This is a genomic window from Ruania halotolerans (assembly GCF_021049285.1).
Taxonomy (GTDB): domain Bacteria; phylum Actinomycetota; class Actinomycetes; order Actinomycetales; family Beutenbergiaceae; genus Ruania; species Ruania halotolerans.
On record NZ_CP088017.1, the window covers coordinates 3,435,642 to 3,450,678 of the forward strand.

Below are 15,037 nucleotides of genomic sequence, written 5' to 3' on the forward strand. Positions count from 1 at the left end.
GTGACCTCTAAGGGAGAGCGGCGCCGTCAGGCCGTGCTGACCGCGGCCGTTCAGGTGCTGCTCGAGCAGGGCCCGACGGCCCTCACCCACCGGGAGGTCGCTACCCGGGCAGGCTGCTCGCTCTCGGCCACCACGTACTACTTCGCCTCGCTCAGCGATCTCGTCACCGCCGCCGGAACCCAGATCGTCGCTCGGTGGGCCGAGCAGGCAGAGCGGGTGGCCGACCGCCTCGAGGCGGCCGCGCCGCAGCACACGCGGATCTCCGCGGCGGTCGAGGCAGTGCTCCCCGAACCTGACCAGGTACGTGGGCACTATGAGCACCTCGCCGGCGCCGGCCGCAGTGAGGCGGTGGCCGCCGCCTACGCCGCCGGGCGGGCCCGCGTGGACGCAGCGGTCGAGCGCATCACCGGCCCGATCGGTCTGGACGCCGAACTCGTGGTCGCCGTCATCGATGGCGCCGCCATCACCGCGCTGAGCGAAGGCCAGGACCCGGCCACCCTGGCACGGGACCTGCTCGCCCGGACGCTCGTTACAGTGGGCGGGTGAGCGAGAACCCACCCGTGCCGGCGTCCGTTTCCGAACTGTTCGACCCGCAGCGGTGGAGGACGATCAACGGCTTCGACTTCACCGACATCACCTATCACCGCGGCGTGGATCGGTCGGCCCGCACGGGCGAGGGCGCCGCTCGCGACCTGCCGGTGGTGCGGATCGCGTTCGACCGCCCCGAGGTACGCAACGCATTCCGTCCGCATACCGTGGACGAACTGTTCCGCGCCCTCGACCACGCGCGGATGAGCTCCGATGTGGCTGCAGTGCTACTCACCGGGAACGGACCGAGCCCGAAGGACGGCGGCTGGGCGTTCTGCTCCGGTGGTGACCAGCGCATCCGGGGCAGGGACGGCTACCGCTACGAAGGCGAGACGCCCGGCGAGGTGGACCCCGCACGCGCGGGGCGACTGCACATCCTCGAGGTGCAGCGACTGATTCGCACCATGCCCAAGCCGGTGATCGCCGTCGTGCCCGGGTGGGCCGCCGGAGGGGGACACAGCTTGCACGTGGTGGCCGATCTGACCATCGCCTCGGCCGAGCACGCGAAGTTCATGCAGACCGATGCGAACGTCGGGTCTTTCGACGCCGGCTACGGCTCCGCACTGCTCGCCCGGCAGGTGGGCGACAAGCGCGCCCGGGAGATCTTCTTCCTCGCCCGGGAGTACTCTGCCGAGCAGGCCGAACGATGGGGCGCGATCAACGAGGCGGTGCCGCACGCCGAGCTCGAGGAGCGGGCGCTGGAGTACGCACGGATCATCGCCACCAAGTCACCGCAGGCGATCCGGATGCTGAAGTTCGCATTCAATCTCGCCGACGACGGGATGGCCGGCCAGCAGGTGTTCGCCGGGGAGGCCACCCGGATGGGCTACATGACCGACGAGGCCGTGGAGGGGCGCGACGCGTTCCTGGCCAAGCGCGACCCGGACTGGTCGGGCTTCCCGTACTACTACTGACGGCCCCGACCGGCCGATGACGTCCGCCGCCTGCACGTTCGAGAGCGCTCGCACGGTCAGGAACGCAGCGGTCAGCCGATCACATAGGTGGCGACCGCCCGGACCACGAGGCCCGCGGCGGCAGCGAGGCCGCTGACCACCGCAAGCACGGCCACCAAAGAGATCGCGGCGGGAAGGAGGGAGTCCCGCACGGGGCGCGGGTCGGTCGGCATCGGAGCATTGATCGTTGTCATATCTCGATCCTGGGCGAAGCACCCGCTCCGGTCATCGCCCCTGGGACGGGACCTCCACCGGGTCTGTCATTCCCGCGCACGAGCGCCTCATCATCCTGGGGAATGATGGTGAGACGGTGCCCGGTCAGCCGCGCGCGTCACGCCAGGCGAGGGCCGCCCGCACCTCGTCCAGGTTGTACTCCGGTCCGCTGGTACCGATGGTGAACAGGCTCGCGCCGACCTCGACGAACTTCTCCGCCTGGTCCACGCCGGGCCAGGCCGTGGATCGGGCGATCGTGGCAGGATCGCGTCCGACATCGGCGCAGTGCTGCTCGAGAACGCCGCTCTTGTGGGTGAACGTCTCCAGATCGCCGAAGCCGTGCCAGATGTTCGCGTGCTCAGCCACCAGCCGCAGCGTCTTGCGCTCACCGCCGCCGCCGACGAGTACGGGCAGATCGCCCACGGCGCGCGGGTGAAGCCGATCCAGCCGGGAGACAATCCGCGGCAGATAGTCCTTGAGCAGCGCCAACCGGGTGCCGGGGGTGCCGAACTCGTACTGGTACTCGGTGTAGTCCCGCTCGTTCCAGCCCGCGCCGACACCGAGGATGAGCCGCCCGCCGCTGATGTGATCGACAGTGCGAGCCATATCGGCGAGGAGGTCCGGGTTGCGGTAGCCACCACCGGTCACCAAAGCGCCGATCTGCACCCGCTCGGTCTGTTCCGCCCAGGCACCGAGCATCGTCCAGCACTCGTAGTGGTACCCCTCCGGGTCTCCGGTGAGCGGGTAGAAGTGGTCCCAGTTGAAGACCACGTCCACACCGGCCTCCTCGGCACGCAGGACGGCGTCGCGGATCAGCCCGTACTCCCCCGCATGCTGGGGCTGCAGTTGAACACCAATACGCACATCAGTCATCGATTCTCCTCCAGGGCCTGCTTTGTCGTCGGGTCATGACACAGCAACGCTGGAACCCGAGGTGGGAACCAGCTCGATCCACGTGTTGCCAGGAGCGAGGTCGACCGACTCGCCATCGGCCGAGGTGAGCACCACGGGTGCGCTCGGGTCATCTTTGGACCAGGACACCTCGATCGAGTGTCCACCGCTGGCAACAATCGCCGCACCTCCTCCGGAGAGGATCGTCTCGGGCACATTCGCTCCCGACGGGTCCACGTAGGCGGTGGTGGAGATCTCCACCCGCAGCACCACGACGTTCACCGCCGTGATCCGGCCGGCGTCCTCCGTGGTAGCCGGCTCACCGCTCTCGTGCCGCTCCCAGACCTCATCACCGGCGTTCCAGGACCACGATGGTCTCGCGCTCGGGAAGGAGATCGTGACCTCGTCGGCCGGCGTTCCCTCGCTCATCGCGGTGGCCCCGTCCGCGCGGCGCGCGAACTCCAACTGTTCAGCCGGTGGTTCGGTGTGGCTCTCATCTGCCTGGTCCAGGAACAACGACGGCGTCCCATACAGATTGTGTGGTGCGAGCCGGGCGCTGCTGCGGGTGAAGCCGCCGTGTCCCAGATCGTCGGTGAGGATCTGCAGACCGGCGTCTCGAGCGCCATTGATGAACGGAGCCTGACCGCCCGAGGCCACGAGGAGCCCGCCATAGGATGCCGAGATCGCCGCGTCCATCGGTCGCACCGACCGCACCGGGCCCACTTGGGCCGGCAGGTCGGAGTGGTAGACGGCGTTGAAGCGGGTGATCCCGCCCTCCACCATCTCCTCCCACACCACGTCGGCCGCCTGCAGCCCTGTCTGCGGGCGCGCCGCTTCCGAGTTCTCGATCTTGATCGACATCGCCGGGCGTTCCACCAACTCGTCACCGGCCACGGCACCGGTGAGCGGCCACCTCGGAGTGATCTCGGGCTCGGGCGGCGCCTGCTTGTCCGCCACCACCGGGCTCGGTGAGGCCGTCGTGGGCGTCGGCGACGGCTCGGGATCCTCGGTCGCGGTGCAACCGGCGATCAATGCCACCGATAGTAGCGGCGCCGCCCAGCAGCGCGCACTGGCAGGTCGTCGCGAACGACCTGTGGTCCGGGCGGGGGCAAGCACTGCGGCGGGCACGCGCCCACTCTACGACCCGTATCTCGCCACCCCGTACGCTGAGCGGGTGCTCGGTCGCGACCTGTCCACCCTGCTACCCCGGCTGCGCGATGCTCTGGACGGCGGACCGCCCCTGATGCTGGGTACCACGGCCCAGCGGGTGGGCGAGCAGGTGGCCGAACATCCACGGACCGCGCTGGTGCTCGGCACCTCCGGATCGACCTCAGGTACGGGCAGGGCGGTAGCCCTGAGCGCCGACGCACTGCTCACCAGCGCCGCGGCCACCCACGCCCGCCTCGCCGGCCCCGGGCAGTGGCTGCTGACCCTGCCGCCGGACCATGTGGCCGGGATACAGGTGCTGATCCGCTCGCTGGCGGCCGGCGTCGAGCCCGAGAGCACCCCCGACGGAAGGTTCGACCCGGCGGAACTGGCCGCCGCCGTCGTCCGGATGCGCGCGGACCTACCAAGGTATGTCTCCCTGGTTCCGACTCAGCTCATGCGACTCCTCGGCCCGGGCCACTCGGAGCCCGATGCCGAGGTCGCACTCGCGGCTCTGCGGACGTGCGCTGCCGTTCTCATCGGTGGGGCTGCCACACCCGCGGCCCTCCTCGTACGAGCCAGGTCGGCCGGGGTACCGGTGGTCACCACCTATGGGATGACCGAGACCTGCGGCGGGTGCGTGTACGACGGCGTCCCACTTGACGACGTCCTGGTGCGCCTTGGCGAGGGGGGCCGGATTGAGATCAGCGGCCCGGTACTGGCCGAGGCCTACCTCCAGGAGACTGCAGATGATCCATCGAACGGCGCGGTGCTCATCTCGGAGTTCGTGACCGAGAACGGGCGCCGATGGCTGCGCACCACCGACTCGGGTGCGTGGGCGGACGAGAAACTCGTGGTGCACGGCCGGTTGGACGACGTCCTGGTGACAGGAGGCGTGAACGTGCACCCGGGTGAGGTGGAGCGCAGGCTGTCCGGAACGCCAGGTCTGGCCGAGTGCGTGGTGGTGGGGGTACCCGACCCGACCTGGGGTGATCTCGTGACGGCCGTCATCGTCGGCTCGGCGACGTTGGCGGACCTGCGCACCCGGGCCGGGGGTGGACCACACGCCCCCCGTGCCATGGTGCGGATGCCTGAACTGCCCCGCCGCGGCCCGGGGAAAGTGGACCGGCTGATGGCTGCCAGTCTCGCCGCCCAGGCGGTGGCCGACGGCTCCGCCGAGGTCCATGGCGCCAGCACCTGAGCCCACCGCCGATCGAATCAACGATCTCCACGTGCAGGAACCCTCGTCGAGATGGTCGACCGGATCGACGGCGGATTATCCTTCTCCGAGCCCTTCCCTCCTCTGATCGGAGCCCGCATGCCCACCCTGCGCGACTGGGCCACCGGCGCCCGCCCCCGCACCCTGCCGGCGGCCCTCGCCCCGGTGCTCGCCGGTACCGGTGCCGCGGCATTCTCCGGAGCTGCCTCACCAGTGCGTGCAGTCCTTGCCGCGGGGGTCGCGCTCGCCCTGCAGGTGGCGGTGAATTTCGCCAACGACTACTCCGACGGCATCCGCGGCACAGACGATGCGCGGGTGGGCCCGGTGCGGCTGACCGCCTCCGGTGCCGTTTCCCCGAGGGCAGTGAAGCGAGCGGCATTCGCCGCCTTCGCCGTGGCCGGTGTGCTCGGGCTCCTGCTGTGCGCCCTGGCCGGGGCGTGGTGGCTGATCGCGGTGGGTGCCGCATGTGTGCTGGCCGGCTGGTTCTACACCGGTGGTCGAAACCCCTACGGCTACCGCGGCCTCGGTGAGGTGGCCGTGTTCGTGTTCTTCGGCCTGGTGGCGACGCTCGGCACCACCTACACCCAGGCCGGCACGATCACCGGACCGGCGGTGTTGGCGGCGTGCTCGATCGGCGCCGTGGCGTGTGCACTGCTGATGGTGAACAACATCCGGGACATCCCCACGGACGAGGTGGCCGGCAAGCGCACCCTCGCGGTGCGGTTGGGCGAGGGGCGTGCCCGCCTGGCCTACGTGATCCTGCTGATCGCTGCCGTGGCCTGTGCACTGGCCATCGCGTTCTGGGCACCGTGGGCGCTGCTCCTGATCTGGCTGGTACTGCCGGTGTTCCAGCTCTCCGCGCAAGTCCTCGGGGGTGCTGCCGGCCGCGAGCTGATCCAGGTGCTCGCCCGGACCGGGCTGCTGGAGCTAGCGCTCGGCCTTGGGCTCGGGATCGTGCTGCTCGTCTGAGGTCCGCGCTGGTGGCGCGGCCGCTGGCGGTTCATCACCGGGTCTGGCGATGATCTCGTCTTCTTCGCGCGCGTCCGATCCCAGCGCCGCGGCGAACCGACTGGGCCTGCCACCGCCCCGTGCTTGCAGCCATGCGGCCGACGCCCGGCGGAACTTCTCCAACAGCACGTAGGAAAGACCCGCGCCGATGAGCACGGCGCCGGCAACGAGCAGCACACCGCGCATCCCCGCCAGGTAGAGGCCGAAACCTGCCACCACAATCAGGAGGATGCGCAGCACGCTGTAGGCGAGGACTGGCATGAACACAGCGTAGGCTCATCGGATGAGGTTTGTGTTGCTCGGGCTGGTCGTGCTGGCCCTCACCGTGTACTCGGTGATCGACTGTGTCGGCGGTGAGGAGCAGCGGCGCAAGAACCTACCCACGTGGCTGTGGGTCACCCTGATCGTCGCGCTACCGGTGCTCGGCGCGCTGATCTGGCTGTTGGTCTCCCGCAGCGCAGGCGCCTCCGGTCAGCCGGCACCACGGCGTCGCACGGGGCCACTCGCCCCGGATGACGACCCGGCCTTTCTGGCCGATCTGGACCGGCGTACCCGGCCACATCCTGGTGCCGACTCCCCCGGCGGCGATGAGGCGACCGAAGGGGACACCACCGGTGAGCCGGGCGCTGCGGAGACCGATTTCGAGTCCGATTCGGACTCCGAGAACGGCACCTCAGGCGGTCACAAGCCCGAGTAGGAGTGCCGCCCGTTGAAGAAGATGTTCACGATGTAGAAGTTCGCGAGCAGGGCCACGAATCCCATCAGGGCGAAGTAGGCGAACCTGTTCGCCGCCCAGCCGGTGGTCACCCGTGCGTGCAGGTAGGCGGCGTAGATCACCCAGACCACGAACGTCCAGGTCTCCTTCGGATCCCAGCCCCATGGCCGGCCCCAGGCGTGCTCGGCCCAGATCGCTCCGGCCACCAGGGTGAAGGTCCAGGCCACGAAGCCGACGGCGTTCAACCGGTAGGCGATCCGCTCCAGGTCCGTAGCGGCCGGGAAGGCGTCGAGCACGCGGGTCAACGGGGAGACCGTGCCGGCCTTGACCGCCGTCGCCACGCCCCCAGCGGCGCCGGATCCTCCGGTGACGGGATCGGGACCGGACTCCTGTGCAGCGACCGAGCGTGCGCCGGAGCGCTCGCCACTGCCCTTGACCAACTGCAGGATCGAGAGCAACGCACTGACCCCGAACAGACCGGTGGCCAGCGTGGCTACCGAGACGTGGATGATCAGCCAGTAGCTGTCCAGGGCGGGCTGCACGCCGTCAGCTGCCACGTAGAGAACTGCCACGGCCAGGAACAGGGCGAGGAACGAAAGCAGGGCAACACCCACTCCCACAAAGCGGATGTCCCGGCGGCGCTGCACCACCAGGAAGATCGCCGTCAGGAAGAACGTGAACATGAGGGTGAACTCGTACATGTTCGCCCACGGCACCCGTCCGGCAGCGAATCCGCGCAAGACGAGCGCTACCAGCAGGACCACGGCGGCGAGCCACGTCATGGCCATACCGATCCCAGCGGCCCGGCGACGCCGATTCTTGCTCGCTCCGGTACCCAGGGCTGAGACGTCCACCGCAAAGGCGACCATGGCGATCACATAGCAGGCCATCGCTGCGTAGACGAGGAGCGTGCTGTACGTCCCGATCATGATCTGTTCTCCTTCGTCTGCTCGCCGAGGGGGCCGAGGATCCGGTCCAGCTCACGACGTAACCCGGGGTCGTCCCCACGGGCCAGGGCTGCTGCCGTCACCACTGTAGTGCCGCCGGGTCCGGGGGCGATCTTTGCCCAGACGCGACGCCTGGGCAGGAACAGGGAACCGATCAGGCCCACGAACGCCAGACCGGCGAAGATGCCCATCCACACGATGGACGGGTCGTAACGCACGTCGAGCGCGGCGAACCGGGGCAGGTCCTCGAAGGTGATCGTGCCGAGTCCGTCTGGCAGGTCGAGCGTCTCGCCCGGTCGCAAAACGAGGCGCACGGGCTCGCCGTCAGCACCGGTGACCTGCTCCATGTTCGTGGTGTCCAAGGTGAACAGGCTCTGCGGCTGACCATCATCCAAGCCGAGGTCGCCGACGTACAGGGTGAGCACGAGCACCGGATCAATCGCCTCCGGGTAGGCCGAACCGATCGGTTCGCCCTCAGGGCTCTCCACCACGGTGGGAAGCAGCACCCCGCTGAATCCGAGCTGCTCCTCGGCCCGTGCGGCGCCGGGCGCCATGATCACCCCGTTGGAGGTGTAGAAGAGGTCACCCGAGGGCAGGAACATCGTCGGCCCGGCGAACGCCACCTCTCCGTCGGCATCGGTGACCGTGACGTCCGGGGCGTAGCCGTTGCCCGAGAGGTACACGCGCGTCGAGTCGGTCTCCAGCGGGTGGTTCAACCGGATGTCCTGCTCCCGTGCGGCACCGTCCGGGGAGAGCATCGTCACCGAGGCGGTGAACTCCCGCGGTTGGGCGTCGTCGGTGAACACGGAGGAGAAGTCGTCCAGCCGGAGCCGGAACGGTTCCACGGAGTCGGCATCGAACCAGGCTCCGGTGTCGAAGGAGTCGTAGTCGAGCGGAGCGTTCACGAAGGTGTGTCCCTCGACCACCACGATCTGCCCCCGGTAGTGCACCAACTGGCCCCACGCCGTCACCACGAGCAGGCCCACCAGGGCGAGGTGGAAGATCAGGTTACCGGTCTCGCGTCCTCTTCCCCGTTCGGCGGAGATGGTGCGAACCTGACCGGACGCCGTCGCCCGCTGTTCGGTACCGCTACGGCGGGTGTACCGCCGGCCCAAGGCTGCCAGCAGCGTGCGCTCAGCTTCGGCGGGATCACCCGGAACCCGCAGTTCGGAGCGCACCTCGAAGCGGGACAGCTGGCGCGGTACGCGGGTCGGCTCGGCGCGAAGGTTGCGCAGATGGGACCAGGTGCGCGGCACGATGCACCCGATCAGCGAGGTGAACAGCAGCAGGTACACCGCGGAGAACCACGGGGAGGAGTACACATCGAACAGATGCAGGGTCTCGAGTAGTTCGGCCGTATCCGGGTGGTCCCGGTAGTACTGCAGCACGCTGTTCGGATCGGAAGGCCGCTGCGGGAAGAACGCACCGGGCAGGGCCACCACCGCGAGCAGCAGCAGGAGCAGGAGCGCCACCCGCATGCTGGTGAGCTGACGCCAGATCCAGCGCAGCCAGCCGCGAGCGCCCAGGCGCGGACCACCGGCCGTCCGCGTCCCTGAATCGGGCGATGAGGCATCTTTGAGACCGACGGGTTCGTAGCGGCTCACACGAGCACCTCGAAATCGGCGATGAGACCTTGGATCCCGCCCACGAACTGCCCCCACAGGCCAGTCACCAGGGCAAGCCCGATCAGCACCAGCAGGCCACCGCCGATGCGTTTGATGAGCAGCCGATGCCGGCGCAGCACCGAGAGCATCCGCTGTGAGGAGCGCAGACCCAGCGCCACGAGCACGAACGGCAGGCCCAGTCCGAGGCAGTAAAGCAGGACGAGCACCAGGGCTCGCCCGGGGTTCGCGCCGTCAATGGCGAGGGTCTGCACGGCGGCGAGCGTGGGTCCGATGCAGGGTATCCAGCCAAGACCGAACACCACGCCCAGCAGCGGGGCACCCCACACGCCGGCCCGCGGGCTGAGCTGGATCCGGCGTTCGCGCTGCAGGAACGGGACCGCGCCGAGAAAGGCCAGGCCCATCAGGATCACCACGACCCCGAGTACCCGGGTGATCTCCTCCTGCCACTGCACGAGGGCGAGGCCCACTCCGGCCAGGGCCATCGTGGTCGCTGTGAACACAGCGGTGAATCCGGCCACGAAGGCGAGCACGCCGAGGACCAGGCGGCGGCGCGCCCGGGTGGAGACGGTGGCTGTACCGCCGCCTCCCGACCTGGTGCCTGAGGCATCGGCACCGACCATCCCACCGACGTAGCCGAGGTATCCGGGCACCAGTGGCAGCACGCATGGGGAGGCGAAGGAGATGAAGCCTGCGATCAAGGCCACGGGTGCGGCGGCCAGCAGCGAACCGGAGAACACTGTTTCGGCGAACACCGCGCCGAGGTCGCTCAGCCAGTTCACGGTGCTTCGGCGAGGACGTCATCGAGTAGGCCGCTGAGGGTGCTCGCCTCAACGAGCCCGATCACCCGCGCGGCCACCCGGCCCTCCTGATCGAGCACCACCGTGCTTGGCATCGCCTGCAGCGGCACGGCGCCCTGCATCGCAGCCACCCCTTCGGCGTCACGATCGTGCAGACTCGGATAGGGCACCTCGAAGCGGCGTTCGAAGGCCAGCGCGGTGCCGGCATCGTTCGTGTGGTTCACGCCGAGAAAGCGCACGCCGGCGTCGGCATAGTCCTGGGACACCTGGGCCAGGTCCGGTGCCTCGGCACGGCACGGCGGACATTCGGCGTACCAGAAGTTCACCACCACCGGCCCACCGCGCCAGTCGGCGATGTCGATCGGTTCCTCGTGAAAGCTCTCGCCCCCGAGTTCCACCGGTTCGCCCCGTTCGTCGAGCGCCCAGGTCTCGATGGTGCCGTCACCGGCGACGTATCCAGAACTTGCCCCATCGTCTTCGATCGCGTCCTGACCGGCACATCCGGCGAGGAGGGCTGCGCCGGCGACCATCGCCGCCACCCGGAACATTCCCCGGCGGCCCGGACCGGTGAACGCAGTGGTCACGGAAGGACCGCCGTGGAGGAGTCCGGAAGAAGATCACGGCACGGTTCGTCGTAGTCGAGCGCCACAAGTGTGCCGTCGTCGAAGGTGAGGGAGGTCAGCGAGGCGAGGGTGCAGCGCCGCTGACGCGGGTCGTGCAGCATCGACCGACCCTCCAGGCGGCGGCGCATGGACCAGATCGGGAGCTGGTGGGAGACCACCACGGCCTCGTGACCCTCGGCGCGGGCGCGCACGTCCCGGATGGCCGCCGTCATGCGGGCGATGACCTCGACGTACGGTTCTCCCCAGGAAGGGCGCCATGGGTTCAGCAGTTTGGCGAATCGAGCGGGGTGCAGCAGCTGGGCAGGATCTTTCGCCACGGCGGTGCCCTCGAAGTCGTTCCCGGCCTCGATCACCCGGTCGTCGGTAGTGATCTCCAGGCCAAAGGCCTCGGCAACGGGCGCGGCGGTCTCCTGGGCACGCAGCAATGGTGACGCCGTGACGGAGACGATGTCGGCGCCGCGGTCGCTGAGCGTGTGCGCCACCCGCGCGGCCATCTCCCGGCCTCGTTCGGAGAGGTGGTAGCCATCCAACCGTCCGTACAACACACGCTCAGGGTTATAGACCTCGCCGTGCCGCAGGAGGTGGACCGTCGTGTACGCCATGGCACCAGTGTCGCAAATTCCCGCCGGCACCAGGCACGACGGCGAAGCACCGCACAGTGAGGCGCCTCACTATGGCCAATGCTGATTCGCTCGGAGCGGGCAGCGGGCAGCGGGCAGCGGGCAGCGGGCAGCGGGCAGCGGGCAGCGGGCAGCGGGCAGCGGGCAGCGGGGACGGGCGCTAGCGGCCCTCTCGTTCGGCGTCGATCTCGGCGGTGATGCGCTCGAACGCCTCGCCTACTGTCTTCAGTTGCTCCGGGGAGAGCTGATCGACGAGGCGGCGGCGTACCGATTCCACGTGCGCCGGAGCCGCCTCTACCAGGCGGGCGTAGCCGGAATCGGTGAGCACACAGTCCACACCACGGCCATCGTCACAGTTGCTGCGGCGCTCGACCAGACCGGCGGCTTCCATCCGTCGCACCGTGTGGGTCAGCCGAGAACGCGAGGAGACCACCTGGTCGGCAAGGTGGGACATCCGCAGCGAACGATCCTCGGATTCGCTGAGCCGGACGAGAACCTCGTACTCGTTCATCGAGAGGTCGGCGGCCTCCTCCAGGTCGTGGCCAAGTGCCTCAAAGAGCGACCAACACCCTTCGAGGAGGGACCGCCAATAGCGCTGCTGTTCCTGATCCAGCCATCGCGGCTGCGTCATCTCGGTCCTTCCTGGTGAGCCGATCACGTGCACCTCTTGACAGGAGGGTAGTTGTCCGTCACGGTAATTACTACAACATTCAATCATCCACATGAAGGAGCACTCGTGAGCACGACCACCGTGAGCACCATTCCCGTCGGCACCTACGCCATCGATACCGTCCACAGCGAGGTCGGCTTCGTCGTCCGCCACTCCGGCATCTCCAAGGTGCGCGGCCGGTTCACCGATTTCAGCGGACACTTCACCATCGCTGAGAACTTCGCCGACTCCTCAGCTCAGGTGACGATCCAGTCCGGATCAGTGCACACCGGCAACGAACAGCGCGACGGGCACCTGACCAGCCCCGACTTCTGGGATTCAGCGAGCAACCCGGAATGGACGTTCGCGAGCACCTCGGTGGAAGGAGCCGGCGAGGAGTTCACCCTCCACGGCGACCTCACGATCAACGGCGTCACACGGCAGGTGGCCCTTGATGTGGAGTTCAACGGAGCCCTCGCCTCCGGGGATGGCGAGGAGAAGGTCGGGTTCTCCGCGCAGACGGTCATCTCCCGCAAGGACTTCGACCTCACCTGGAACGTCGCTCTGGAGGGTGGCGGCCTTCTCGTGGGCGACAAGGTGACGATCTCGATCGAGGTTCAGGCGGCGAAGCAGGCCTGAGTACTCCGGCAGGAACGAGCGAGGGTGGCTTGAGTGTCGCAATCTGAGCGATCGGCGACACTCAGGGCACCCTCGTCGCTCGCCTGACGTTCGTCGTCTCAGGCGAGCGCAGCCTCGAGCCGTGCTGGATCGATCCGGAAATAGCCGACCTGCGCACCGTCGACCAGTACCATCGGAATGAGTTCGCCATATCGCTGGGTCAGTTCGGCATCGCCGTCGATGTCGATCTCAACCCACCCGTCTCCGGTGCGTGCACAGATCGCCCGCACGACGCGTCGGGCGTCATCGCACAGGTGGCAGCCGGGGCGGGAGTACAGAACTACGCGCGCATCCACCGGGCCAGGCTACGCGAGCCGCATCGTCAGGGCACTACCAGGGTGCTGCGACGGAGCCCGGGCGCGCGAAAGGCCGGACCGCACCCGCGAACGGGAACGAGCGATCCGGCCCGGCGCAGGCGCGCCGTCTACTTCTTGTTGCGGCGCTGGTGACGCGTCCTGCGGAGCAGCTTGCGATGCTTCTTCTTCGACATCCGCTTACGACGCTTCTTGACAACTGAACCCACGGGACCTCACTACGACTGGACGAAAAACGAGAACCTAACCATGCACTCACGGTGCGTCTCGGTTCACGTCGGACAGAACATCAGGACATTCTACCCGTCGCACCGACCCGTCTGGCCCGCCACCGGCGCCGGTAGGGCTCAGTGTCCGGAGATGGACCGGGTCTCTCCCCAGTCCTCGAGGCCACCGGAGAGCATCTCCTCAACGGCCGCCTGGGGCACGCGGTACGACTTCCCGACGCGGATCGCTGGGAGTTCACCCGAGTGCACCATGCGGTACACGGTCATCCGCGAGACTCGCGCCATCTCGGCTACCTCAGCAACGGTGAGGAAGCGCGGCGCGGCGGCGTCGGCCATGTCCCTCGTCTCCCTCGTCTGCGTCTGGTCGCCGGTGCGATCGGTGCACCGCCGGCTCACTTGTGTGGGGCCCCAGAAGTGCATCTTAGGGGTAGGAGGGGCTCAACGGGAACCTCGTGCACCATCACTCGGCCGTCAGCGGGTCAAGACCGCGCCATGGAAATGCCGCTCGCCGGGTAGCTGCGATCGCCTGATCCACCGGGTCAGCCGGGTCGAATCCATCCACCCAGGAGCGCAACTGCGGGGCGCGACCGTCCGACATCGTGACTGGGATCTCGCCATCGGTGAGCGTGCGAACTCGGCGCAACCACCCCTCCGGAACCAGAGTCTCCACCGGAAGGTGCGCTCCGGCGCTCACGGCGAGGAGATGCGCCCACGATCTCGGCACTGTGGAGATGACGTCGTACCCGCCGCCACCGGTGGCCAGCCATCGCCCGCCGCCGTGGCGATGTGCCCAGTGCTGCACCATCTGTGCGGCCATCCGTTGCCCATCCACCGAAATGTCCATCCCGGTGAGCGGATCCCGATGATGGGTGTCGCATCCGTGCTGGCTGACGATCACCTGCGGTGCGAACTCGGCCAGCACCGGCGCCGTGACCGCCTCGATCCCCCGCAGCCACGCATTGTCCCCTGTCCCTTCGGGCAGCGCGAGGTTGATGGCCGAACCGCGGGCATTCGGGCCGCCGATGTCCTGGGCAAATCCGGTGCCGGGAAACAGCGTCTGGCCGCTCTGGTGTATCGAAATGGTCACCACCCGAGGATCGTCCCAGAAGGTGCGCTCCACGCCATCACCGTGGTGGGCGTCCACATCCAGGTACAGCACCCGTTCACATCCGTGTTCGAGCAACCAGGCAATCGCCACGGCCACGTCGTTGTAGATGCAGAATCCGCCTGCCCTGCCCGGCATCGCGTGGTGCATTCCGCCGGCGAGACTGACAGCCTGCCGCGGCACGTCTTGCCAGACGGCGCGTGCAGCGGCCAGCGTGGCTCCGGCGATCCGAGCCGACGCCTCATGCATTCCGGCGAAGATCGGGTCATCAGTGGTTCCGAGCCCGCGTGCACGGTCCGGCGTTCCGGTGGAAGCGGCCCGTACAGCCGCCACGTAGTCGGTCTCGTGGACCAGCGCCAACTCCTCATCGGAGGCAACCTCCGCACCCACCATGCACACACCCGGGATCTCCCACAGACCAAGGGCCTCGATCAGGTCCAGGGTGAGCCGCAGCCGAATCGGCGCCATGGGATGCCCGGGCCCGAAATCGTAGGAGAGCAGATCGTCGCTCCACGGCACGGTGACGGGAAAGGCCATGCTTCACGGTAGCGCGGCTTGGCGATGCTGGCGGCACGGTCGTGGACTGGCCGCCCTTTTCGGAACGGCACGGGTGAGGTTTGCGCGCGGGCGGGCCACAGACCGGCGTCGCCATGGCACAGTGGGCACGTTCGTGAGTGGCGGCGATCAGGAGAACCGTGGCACGGGAGGGCACTTACCGC

General features: G+C 68.4%; 20 protein-coding genes. 6 read left to right on the forward strand and 14 right to left on the reverse strand.

Features of this window, described 5'->3' with window-relative positions; genetic code table 11:
- Entirely contained in the window at positions 1–546 is a 546-nt protein-coding gene (locus tag LQF10_RS15470) for a TetR/AcrR family transcriptional regulator (RefSeq protein WP_231064709.1), read from the forward strand.
- The gene (locus LQF10_RS15475) at positions 543–1,502 is read left to right on the forward strand and encodes a 1,4-dihydroxy-2-naphthoyl-CoA synthase (RefSeq protein WP_231064710.1); all 960 of its coding nucleotides are present in this window, start codon (positions 543–545) and stop codon (positions 1,500–1,502) included. The genes LQF10_RS15470 and LQF10_RS15475 overlap by 4 nt, the downstream gene beginning before the upstream one ends.
- 71 nt (positions 1,503–1,573) lie before the next feature.
- Here LQF10_RS15475 and LQF10_RS15480 read toward each other — a convergent pair whose 3' ends face one another.
- The 3 genes from LQF10_RS15480 to LQF10_RS15490 form a co-directional block, all read right to left on the reverse strand.
- Positions 1,574–1,735, reverse strand: coding sequence for a hypothetical protein (locus tag LQF10_RS15480; RefSeq protein ID WP_231064711.1), 162 nt, complete (start codon positions 1,733–1,735; stop codon positions 1,574–1,576).
- Between the two features lie 124 nt (positions 1,736–1,859).
- Positions 1,860–2,627: an LLM class F420-dependent oxidoreductase gene (locus LQF10_RS15485; RefSeq protein ID WP_231064712.1), complete on the reverse strand. Its 768-nt coding sequence runs from the start codon at positions 2,625–2,627 to the stop codon at positions 1,860–1,862.
- A 33-nt stretch (positions 2,628–2,660) separates the two neighbouring features.
- On the reverse strand, positions 2,661–3,602 hold the full coding sequence (locus tag LQF10_RS15490; protein WP_231064713.1) for a DUF3048 domain-containing protein: 942 nt from the start codon (positions 3,600–3,602) through the stop codon (positions 2,661–2,663).
- Between LQF10_RS15490 and LQF10_RS15495 the strand changes: the two genes are divergently transcribed.
- Together LQF10_RS15495 and LQF10_RS15500 are read left to right on the forward strand one after the other, a co-directional pair.
- A complete protein-coding gene (locus LQF10_RS15495; RefSeq protein WP_231064714.1) occupies positions 3,592–4,992 on the forward strand; it encodes an AMP-binding protein in 1,401 nt (466 codons plus the stop codon). The two genes, LQF10_RS15490 and LQF10_RS15495, sit on opposite strands and share 11 nt — an antisense overlap.
- A 117-nt stretch (positions 4,993–5,109) precedes the next feature.
- The gene (locus LQF10_RS15500) at positions 5,110–5,979 is read left to right on the forward strand and encodes a 1,4-dihydroxy-2-naphthoate polyprenyltransferase (RefSeq protein ID WP_231064715.1); all 870 of its coding nucleotides are present in this window, start codon (positions 5,110–5,112) and stop codon (positions 5,977–5,979) included.
- On the opposite strand, the gene LQF10_RS15505 is transcribed toward LQF10_RS15500, so the two are convergent.
- A complete protein-coding gene (locus LQF10_RS15505) occupies positions 5,938–6,279 on the reverse strand; it encodes a DUF4229 domain-containing protein (protein ID WP_231064716.1) in 342 nt (113 codons plus the stop codon). The two genes, LQF10_RS15500 and LQF10_RS15505, sit on opposite strands and share 42 nt — an antisense overlap.
- Before the next feature lie 22 nt (positions 6,280–6,301).
- Here LQF10_RS15505 and LQF10_RS15510 point away from each other — a divergent pair, with 22 nt between their 5' ends.
- The gene (locus tag LQF10_RS15510; RefSeq protein ID WP_231064717.1) at positions 6,302–6,715 is read left to right on the forward strand and encodes a PLD nuclease N-terminal domain-containing protein; all 414 of its coding nucleotides are present in this window, start codon (positions 6,302–6,304) and stop codon (positions 6,713–6,715) included.
- Here the strand turns inward: LQF10_RS15510 and ccsB are convergent.
- From ccsB to LQF10_RS15540, 6 genes are all read right to left on the reverse strand, one after another.
- Complete coding sequence (gene ccsB, locus LQF10_RS15515) at positions 6,700–7,662, reverse strand: c-type cytochrome biogenesis protein CcsB (RefSeq protein ID WP_231064718.1); 963 nt, start codon at positions 7,660–7,662, stop codon at positions 6,700–6,702. The genes LQF10_RS15510 and ccsB overlap by 16 nt on opposite strands.
- Positions 7,659–9,284 (reverse strand): cytochrome c biogenesis protein ResB, encoded by a 1,626-nt coding sequence (gene resB, locus LQF10_RS15520; RefSeq protein ID WP_231064719.1) that lies wholly within the window; start codon positions 9,282–9,284, stop codon positions 7,659–7,661. Before resB ends, ccsB begins: the two co-directional genes overlap by 4 nt.
- Positions 9,281–10,075 (reverse strand): cytochrome c biogenesis CcdA family protein, encoded by a 795-nt coding sequence (locus LQF10_RS15525; protein WP_435531453.1) that lies wholly within the window; start codon positions 10,073–10,075, stop codon positions 9,281–9,283. The genes resB and LQF10_RS15525 overlap by 4 nt, the downstream gene beginning before the upstream one ends.
- A gap of 5 nt (positions 10,076–10,080) precedes the next feature.
- Positions 10,081–10,686, reverse strand: a complete 606-nt coding sequence (locus tag LQF10_RS15530) for a TlpA family protein disulfide reductase (RefSeq protein ID WP_231064721.1) — start codon at positions 10,684–10,686, stop codon at positions 10,081–10,083.
- Positions 10,683–11,327 (reverse strand): histidine phosphatase family protein, encoded by a 645-nt coding sequence (locus LQF10_RS15535; RefSeq protein ID WP_231064722.1) that lies wholly within the window; start codon positions 11,325–11,327, stop codon positions 10,683–10,685. Before LQF10_RS15535 ends, LQF10_RS15530 begins: the two co-directional genes overlap by 4 nt.
- Before the next feature lie 178 nt (positions 11,328–11,505).
- Entirely contained in the window at positions 11,506–11,976 is a 471-nt protein-coding gene (locus LQF10_RS15540; RefSeq protein ID WP_231064723.1) for a MarR family winged helix-turn-helix transcriptional regulator, read from the reverse strand.
- Between the two features lie 105 nt (positions 11,977–12,081).
- Here LQF10_RS15540 and LQF10_RS15545 point away from each other — a divergent pair, with 105 nt between their 5' ends.
- Entirely contained in the window at positions 12,082–12,633 is a 552-nt protein-coding gene (locus LQF10_RS15545; protein WP_231064724.1) for a YceI family protein, read from the forward strand.
- A gap of 98 nt (positions 12,634–12,731) precedes the next feature.
- On the opposite strand, the gene LQF10_RS15550 is transcribed toward LQF10_RS15545, so the two are convergent.
- The 4 genes from LQF10_RS15550 to LQF10_RS15565 all read right to left on the reverse strand — a co-directional run bounded on the left by LQF10_RS15550 (position 12,732) and on the right by LQF10_RS15565 (position 14,855).
- On the reverse strand, positions 12,732–12,968 hold the full coding sequence (locus LQF10_RS15550; protein ID WP_231064725.1) for a glutaredoxin family protein: 237 nt from the start codon (positions 12,966–12,968) through the stop codon (positions 12,732–12,734).
- A gap of 128 nt (positions 12,969–13,096) precedes the next feature.
- Positions 13,097–13,195 (reverse strand): 30S ribosomal protein bS22, encoded by a 99-nt coding sequence (locus tag LQF10_RS15555; protein ID WP_076808172.1) that lies wholly within the window; start codon positions 13,193–13,195, stop codon positions 13,097–13,099.
- A gap of 138 nt (positions 13,196–13,333) precedes the next feature.
- Entirely contained in the window at positions 13,334–13,549 is a 216-nt protein-coding gene (locus LQF10_RS15560; protein ID WP_231064726.1) for a helix-turn-helix domain-containing protein, read from the reverse strand.
- A 124-nt stretch (positions 13,550–13,673) separates the two neighbouring features.
- Entirely contained in the window at positions 13,674–14,855 is a 1,182-nt protein-coding gene (locus LQF10_RS15565; protein WP_231064727.1) for an acetoin utilization protein AcuC, read from the reverse strand.
- Between the last annotated feature and the right edge of the window lie 182 nt (positions 14,856–15,037).